At 38.7% G+C, this 8,328-nt stretch carries 6 protein-coding genes; 5 read left to right on the forward strand and 1 reads right to left on the reverse strand.

Features of this window, described 5'->3' with window-relative positions:
• The 5 genes from KCG35_RS22700 to KCG35_RS22720 all read left to right on the forward strand — a co-directional run.
• On the forward strand, positions 1–1,765 hold a 1,765-nt coding region (locus KCG35_RS22700), incomplete at its 5' end, for an autotransporter outer membrane beta-barrel domain-containing protein (RefSeq protein ID WP_215822145.1).
• 132 nt (positions 1,766–1,897) lie between these two features.
• Entirely contained in the window at positions 1,898–3,382 is a 1,485-nt protein-coding gene (locus KCG35_RS22705) for a TolC family protein (protein ID WP_215822146.1), read from the forward strand.
• 25 nt (positions 3,383–3,407) lie between these two features.
• A complete protein-coding gene (locus tag KCG35_RS22710) occupies positions 3,408–4,211 on the forward strand; it encodes an efflux RND transporter periplasmic adaptor subunit (protein WP_215822147.1) in 804 nt (267 codons plus the stop codon).
• A 2-nt stretch (positions 4,212–4,213) separates the two neighbouring features.
• Positions 4,214–5,587 (forward strand): efflux RND transporter periplasmic adaptor subunit, encoded by a 1,374-nt coding sequence (locus KCG35_RS22715; protein ID WP_215822148.1) that lies wholly within the window; start codon positions 4,214–4,216, stop codon positions 5,585–5,587.
• Positions 5,584–7,650, forward strand: a complete 2,067-nt coding sequence (locus KCG35_RS22720) for a site-2 protease family protein (RefSeq protein WP_215822149.1) — start codon at positions 5,584–5,586, stop codon at positions 7,648–7,650. The genes KCG35_RS22715 and KCG35_RS22720 overlap by 4 nt, the downstream gene beginning before the upstream one ends.
• A 113-nt stretch (positions 7,651–7,763) precedes the next feature.
• On the opposite strand, the gene KCG35_RS22725 is transcribed toward KCG35_RS22720, so the two are convergent.
• The gene (locus tag KCG35_RS22725) at positions 7,764–8,096 is read right to left on the reverse strand and encodes a hypothetical protein (protein WP_215822150.1); all 333 of its coding nucleotides are present in this window, start codon (positions 8,094–8,096) and stop codon (positions 7,764–7,766) included.
• Positions 8,097–8,328 lie beyond the last annotated feature (232 nt).

The raw sequence follows: 8,328 nt of genomic DNA on the forward strand, positions 1-8,328 counted from the left end.
GGCCACTGATGGAGATGGTGCTACCAGTAATACGGCTACTGTTACTCTCAACCTAGCCAATGCAGCACCTGTCGTAAGTAATTTAGATGGCGACAGCCAAAGCATTACGCCAAACATTTCAAATACTACGTTTCTAGATCAAGGCACTGCAGCTACGGTCACAGATGATGCACCTAATTTTAATACCGGTAGTCTCACAGCAACCTTTACTGCAGGTAGTGACAGTACTGAAGATGTTTTAAGTATAAATAATCAAGGCTCGGGAGCAGGTCAGATTGGCGTCACAGGTAGCAATGTCACCTATGGTGGTACCACAATTGGTACATTTACAGGCGGTACCAATAATACCCCTTTAGTTATTACATTTAATGCAAATGCTACCCCTGCTGCCGTTACCGCACTTACACAACAATTACAGTACACCAATACAGACACAACGGATCCAACGGCTGGCACAAGAAGTATCGATATTAGTGTTACTGATAATCAAGGCACAACAAGTAACACTTCAACTGTCACCATTACAGTCAATAACATCAACCCTACTATTAATAATTTAACTGAAGTTATTAATGTGAATCCTGGTGACCCAACTACATTTCCTCTCGATGGTGGTACACCAGCTACTATTGTTGACCCAACCAGCACTGATTTTAACACAGGTACACTGACCGCAACGTTTGTCAGTGGATTAGTACCTGGAGAAGATGATGTAACAGTGAATAACCAAGGCAATGGTCCTGGTGAAATAGGAGTAAGCGGCTCCACCGTTAGCTATGGTGGAACGCCTATTGGAACCTTTACAGGTGGCACAAATGGCGTGCCTCTACAATTTAATTTTAATAGCAATGCGAACCCAACAAATGTCTCAGCATTACTCCAACAAATTACCTATGTTAATCAAAACCCAGATAACCCCACTGTAGGTACTCGAATCATTCATGTAGTTGCTACAGATGGAGATGGCGGAACCAGTAATGTTGCAGAAATTCGCATTGATATAAATGGAGCCACACCCACTATACCGACTCATCCTACAACACCTGGTGTGAATGGTGAAAGTAGTGGAGAAGAACCTGAAGCTAAACCCAGGTTAAAACCTCACCCAACATCATCTCCAATTACATCAACATTATCGCCAGAACTCACACCACCCAGTTTATTATCCAGTCCATTACCTGAATCATTAAAACCAGCATCTACGGTATCGATTGATGGAAAAGCGATTTACCATCCGTTACCTCACCATAATTATGATGCTGAGCGAATTCAACATATGATTTTTGGCCTCACCAATCATGACCGCGGTGATGTTGCCAATGCCATGACAACTAAAGTACTTGGCGAACCAGAAGCCAATATCCTTGATTTAATTTTTGTAGAAGTGGAAAAAGTACACGACAGCTGGGCAGGTTATATTGACCACTCTGTGCAAATAAATGGACAAGCCGTAACAGGTTACGGTGGTTGCGTTATGGAAGCTCCAAGCCATGCAAATTTCACTCTGGATGCTCAACGTGGTGTTTTTAACCTGAATCTTTCCAGTGGCGAATCCGCAAAAGTTCATCTCGAAGTTTATTTAGCTAATGGGGAAACCATTGAGCAAAATGTTCTTATCGATGGTTCGACGGGTTCAGTTTCTTCAACAGAGTCAAGTTCAATTAATTGTAAGCCTAATGCACAAGCGGCTATCGACCCATTTATTAATCACAGTGCTTTTAATAACCAGTTAAACAGACTAGTTTCGATGCATTATGAGCATTAATAAAACAACTTTAAGGGTGCCCTTTATACCATTTATTAAAGATAACAAAATAAATATCTCTGTTTACAAAAAAATTAAACTATTTGTTACTTTAGCCCATCACCAAGGGGCTATGAACTGGAGTGGAACAGCATGTTGAAAAGCAAGAAAATAGTTCGATTGCAGCTTTCAAGTTTATTTATTGCCATAGCAGGCTGCAGTATTCAGCCCGTACCATTTACCGAACAGGAACATTCTGCACGGATTAAAAAAGATCAACATGCCCTCGCCATTCAACAAATTGAAATTAATGGCGTGTTAACGCTAGAAGATGCCCTTCAGCGAGCGTTAAAATATAACCTTGATAAGCGTGTTGCTATGATGGAAGGAATGCTTGCGTCCAAAGAAATGGAAGCCGCTAAATACGAAATGCTACCAGATTTACTGACCAAAGCTGGATTTAATCATCGCACTAACATTGATGGGTCTTCTAGTCGATCAATTGATACCGGGCAGGAAACTCTAGAGCCTTCAACATCCACACAACGTGATGTAGGAGAAGCCAGCCTAGAGCTAAGCTGGAATGTGTTGGACTTTGGTTTATCCTACATCCGTGCCAAACAACAGGCTGACCGTTATTTACTGGCCAAAGAACAAATTCGTAAAATGTCTCAGCAAATCTTGCTGGATGTGCGCGCAGCTTATTGGCGTGCAGTCGCCCAACAACGCATTATGGATTATATAGAGCCTATTTTAGCAAAAGCAGAAAAAGCCTACGACAATACTGAACAAATTCGTAAAAAACGTTTGCAATCACCTTATAAAACACTTGTCTACCAACGTGATTTATTAACAATTATTCGTGAATTACATATTCTCAGAAAAAATATTCTCCATGCAAAAGCAGAACTGGCCAAACTTATTAATGTTTCGCCAAGCGCTAAATTTCGCGTAGCGGCGCCAAACCCTGAAGATCTTTCTATCCCTGCCATGGCAATGTCAATTGAACAACTGGAGCAACATGGTATTCGTTACCGTCCAGAGCTAATTGGTGAGGCATATAAAGAACGCATATCTGCCGATGAAGCCAAAGCCGCTTTACTTGAATTACTTCCTTCTCTTAAATTAAGAGCAGGAGGTTATTACAATAGTAATGATTTTCTGGTCAATCAAAACTGGGGGAATCTTGGTCTCGATTTAAGCTATAATCTCATGGGTTTATTTGCCGGTAATAAACGCAAAGAGTCTGCAGAACTCGCAGTTGAAGTGAGTAAAGTTAGAAGACTCGCAATGCATATGTCAGTTCTGGCACAAGTTCATGTGTCTTGGCAAAGCTATCAACAAGCCATTAAAGAATTTGAAAATGCACAACAATTCGACCATGTTGAACTACGCATTGTAAAACATTTACGAGCCAATGCTCAAAAGGCTAAAATTGGTGATAATGAAGTACTCCGTGCAGAACTTAATTACCTACTTGGACAACTAAGACGCGACCTGAGTTATGCCGATGTCCAGTATGCTTATGGCCAATTATTACTTGCTGCAGGAATGGAACCACTTGAAAACACGCCAGAATTAACCAAAGCCAGCATTAACAAGCAAAGCGACCAGCTTATTACACAAATTTATTACTGACTTAACTTTATCGAGCAGAATGTTGGTGTTAAAACAAAAAATGGAAATGAAAGTTGATATATTAAAGCCACTTATTAATAAATCAATATTTACGTTATTAATGAGTGTAATCACTACGGCCAGCTATGCAGCTGATAGCTCACTGCGCGGCATAGTTCAGGCTAAGCAGCGTTCTATTTTATCAGCGCTAGTTGCAGGAAAAATAACCCAATTACCTCTTCAAGCAGGCCAAACGTTTAAACAAGGTGACTTACTAATGGCACTGGACTGCCGTCATTACCAAGCGGCTCATAAAGGGGCTAATGCTGAATGGCGCGTCAAACAAAAAGCCTTTACTAATAACCAATCACTTCAACAGTACAATGCCATTGGAAAGCTTGAGGTTGAGCTTGCACGCAGTGAAAGAGATGTAGCCGAAAGCAAAGCGACACAAACCAAAATTACAGTTGAAGGCTGTAAAATTAAAGCACCTTATGCAGGTACGGTTGTAAAAACATTTACCCAACCTTATCAGACGATTAATGTAGGTGACCCAGTCATAGAAATTATTGATAATAAAAATTTATCTGTTGAGATGATCCTACCTTATCAACATTATTTTGCTACTCACCCTGGTGATAAGATTAACTTTATTATTGATGGACAACCCAATACAACCTCATTAACAATCACCCGACTCGCCCCCGTCATTGACACCGTCAGTAATACTTTCCGTGCTTATGCTGACTTTACTAATTTACCGGCATCCCAGCCTGTTTCTCCAGGTATGACAGGGATCATAATATTGAACAATAAACCTCATACAACGACCTCTCAATTACAGCCATAGCAATGAATGCTTCAATACACGCACACCTAAAAGATACCCCGCCCCCTCGTACACTACCTGTTATTTCGTGTTATCACCAATTTATAAGCACACTCTATGAACAACAGTCCAAAGAAACTATAGCTTCTCAAGTTACCTGCCCACCAAATCAATTGTTAAACTATGACCTTATCTTATTTATCGGTTATAAAAATAAACAAGTTTTTGTCTATGGTGTAAGTCATAGTCACCATATTAATCAAAAAGCACCACTCATACACGCTGCAAGAAAATTAATACAAGCTGAATTAATGAGTAATAAGCATTCAACATACTCAATTGACCAAGTTTCAGATCAGTCATTACAAGCAACATTTAAAAAATCCGGCTTAAACCAATTTTATTGGTCTCCTTTTAATAGCCAGAACAAGTGTTATGGAGGTCTACTTTATTGCCGGAACTCACCCTGGTGTCGCTCAGATGAGGAAATGATTCAGCTATTAAACTACCACTATCTTTTTCTTGTAGAGCAACATCATTTTGGTAGTTTAAAAACCTCTGACACTAGCAAAAAAAGAACTATAAAATATCTCAGTATATGTACAACACTCATATTACTTATGATATTGCCTATTCGTTTATCAGTGTTAGCCCCAGCTGAGATTGTTCCACAAACACCAATCCCCATTACCTCCCCCTTAACAGGAATAATTAGTAAAGTCTTAGTAAAACCAAACCAACTAGTTACGCAAGGTGATATTCTTTATCAATATGAACCCGTTGAATTAAAAAATAACTATCAAATAAAATTAGAACAACTACAAGTTGCAGAATCACGCTATAAAACAGCATTACAAAATACCCTTGTGCAATATAATAACCAAGCTTTTGCACAACAGCAGGCTGAATATGAATTAGCAAAAGCTCAATTAAACCTAGCCAAAGAGCAGCTGGCATTTACCCATGTTACAGCACCTAAAGATGGAGTCATACTCTTTGGAGATACTCAAGCACTTATTGGCAAACCAGTGACTATGGGTGAACGCATTATGTATTTAAGTGACCCAAATGACACTGAGCTTTCTATATCACTCGGCGTACAAAACTTTACTCCGTTAAAAAAAGGCAACGAAGTACTTTTCTTTCGTAATGCAGAAGCAACAACGCCCATTTCTGCAAAATTGACCTCAATCAGCTATTTCCCCGATGTAAAACCAGGAGTAGGTTTAAATTACCCACTTCGAGCACAATTAACCATTAACAATAATGAATTTAAAAATGAGCAAGTTCGCATAGGCCTACAAGGCACAGCCAAAGTGTACGGTGAACAAGTAACACTCTTTTATTACCTGTTCCGACGCCCTCTTACTGCTGCTCGTCAGTGGTTAGGCTTATGAATGAGCTACCTGCATTACGCCAAGAGCTGCAGATTCAAACAGGTCCGGCAACAGCACAAGGCTTACCCAGCTGGACACTATATGATCCCGTACAGCATAAATACTTTCGTTTAGATGAAACGGTATTTACCATTTTAGCGCAATGGAGTACCTCTCAAACAAAAGAAACATTGCTTAAAAAGTTAAAACATCACGCTATCAATGAACAACAACTTTCATCCGTTGAGCAATTTTTAGACACACATCAACTTATTAAGTACGCAAAAAATCCACCAAAGCGCAAACTAACCTGGCACGATGCATTACTAAAATTATGCTTTTTTAATGTTTCATTATTTCAACCACAGAATGCGTTACGTGCCTGGCTACCCTACTTCAACTTTATTTTAAGTAAATATTTCATAATTACATGGTTTATTTTAACCAGCCTAGGTTTATTCTTAGTAAGCCACCAGTGGGACCAATTTACACATACATTTAACTATTTATACCAACCATCAGGATGGCTATTACTCAGTATTTGCCTTATTTTTCTTAAGTTTTGTCACGAACTCGGTCATGCATTAATGGCTACTCGCTTTCAGGTACCCATAACCTCAATTGGCATCGCATTTATAGTATTTTGGCCCCGTTTTTTTACTGATACGACTGCATCTTGGTCACTTGCATCTCGACAACAGCGACTGGCAATTTCTTGTGCAGGTGTAATGGTAGAGTTAATCATTGCGGGTTTGGCATTATTTATCTGGTCGTTTTTACCCGCAGGCTCTTTTCAAACTTGTCTTACATTTATTATAACAACCAGCATTGCTATGACGCTTCTAGTCAACCTTAATCCATGTTTAAAATTTGATGGGTACTACTTACTTGCCGATGCAATTAATATCGATAACCTGCAAAGCAAGTCATTTGCCCTCGCCCGCTGGCAACTACGCCATTTAATATTCGGTGCCCACTACCCTGAACATATTCACCACTTCCATGCACATAGAATATTTCTTATCAGCTATGCCTGGCTTACCTGGATTGTACGCTTGGTTTACTTTCTAAGTATAATTTATGTAGTCTATAACTTTGTATTCAAAGCACTAGGGATCATACTTTTTATTGTTTTAACATTTAAATTATTGCTTATGCCTATTTTTAAAGAAATAAAGTTATGGTTAACTCATTACTTTCCCAATAGCTCAATGCGCCGCAAAATATGCATTAGCAGTCTATTAGCTATACTCCTATTGTTGTTTGGTATACCTCAGCAATGGTCTATAAAATATCCAGCAGTTTATGTACCCTCTGAGTCAATCAAACTATACCCTGTTATGCCAGCCCAGGTTAATGAAATAAATATTCATGAAGGAAAGCGAATTCAACAAGGTGAAGTACTAATTCGATTTAATAACCCTGATTTAAATATAAGCATTGAATCCACTCGAGTTACACTAGCTGCCATTAATGAACAAATTCGCCAAATAATGGGATCAAAAGAGCACCTTATTCATTATGAAATTTTACTCAGGCGTAAACTCGAAGCAGAAACCAAACTATCAGGATTAGTAAAAAGTAAAGCACTACTTACTGTTCATGCTCCCTTTTCAGGGAAATTATCATGGGTAGACCCTGCGCTAGCAAAAAATATGTGGATAAACAACAACTACCCTTATGCCCGTTTATCCAGTGAAAAAACAGGTCAGCTCAATGCCTTTATTCACGCTGAAGATTTGCAGCTATTCCAGCCCTCTTCAGCAATATTCTACCCTGACAGTCCTGAATTAACGCCACTAGCTGTAACAGTCACGGAAGTAGGATCAGTCAATTTACGTTCTATTGATGAGCCCTTGCTTCAATCAACACATGGTGGAGATATCCCTATAAACCAAGATCAACAGCAAAAAAACACCCCTGTGACCAGTATTTATCCACTGCAAATATCACTAAATAAATCCCCTGAATACCCTATTATGCGCTTAAAAGGCACAATTATTGCCGAAAGCAAACCAGTGAGTCTAGCCGTTCTTGCTTGGAAACGAGTGCTTTCTATTTTACATAGGGAAGTGAGTATTTGAGTTTTTTCTCTAATATTTTTATCATGTAAGTCATCAGTAGAAGAAATACACCACCTATTGGTGACTTACATATTGGCGTCCTAATTTAACATAGCAAACAAAAACGAGCGCAATCAACGAATAGCAACATAGCCAATACGACAATATCCACGCTCATCTTTTGTGCTATATATCGTTACCTCTGCCTTTGAAAATTTTGCCGCTAATAATGCACTTACGTATGTATCATATACTGGGCTATTATCAACTTTCTTCAAGTAAGCAAATCTATGATCATTTTTACACATTGAAGGGACACCTTTTAGTAAAACTCTAAAAGTCATATCATCAGTACTGGTCACATCAATTTGTTCGATTTGGCCTTTAACAACACCATCCCAAGGATCATCAGAAAGAACGTTTGTAGAAAATAGTCCGACTAAAACAGCAATAATTATTTTTTTCATGTCAGTAATACCCTACCATTGACTCATTAAACAGCCAATGGATCTATAAGATAATTTAAAAGTCACGGAATTATACTTGATGAATACCCAATTTTCATTCAAATCAAGGTGAATAACACAAAAAAAGTTCTTTTATTGAAGTATAAAATACGAGATTTAAGGATTGAAGGTAAAAGCGTCATCAGATTATCTATTTACAAGAATGCTGTTTAGCCTAAGTTAATGCCCCCCC

The sequence above is a fragment of the Zooshikella harenae genome, from assembly GCF_018837975.1.
In the GTDB taxonomy this organism is placed as follows: Bacteria; Pseudomonadota; Gammaproteobacteria; order Pseudomonadales; family Zooshikellaceae; genus Zooshikella; species Zooshikella harenae.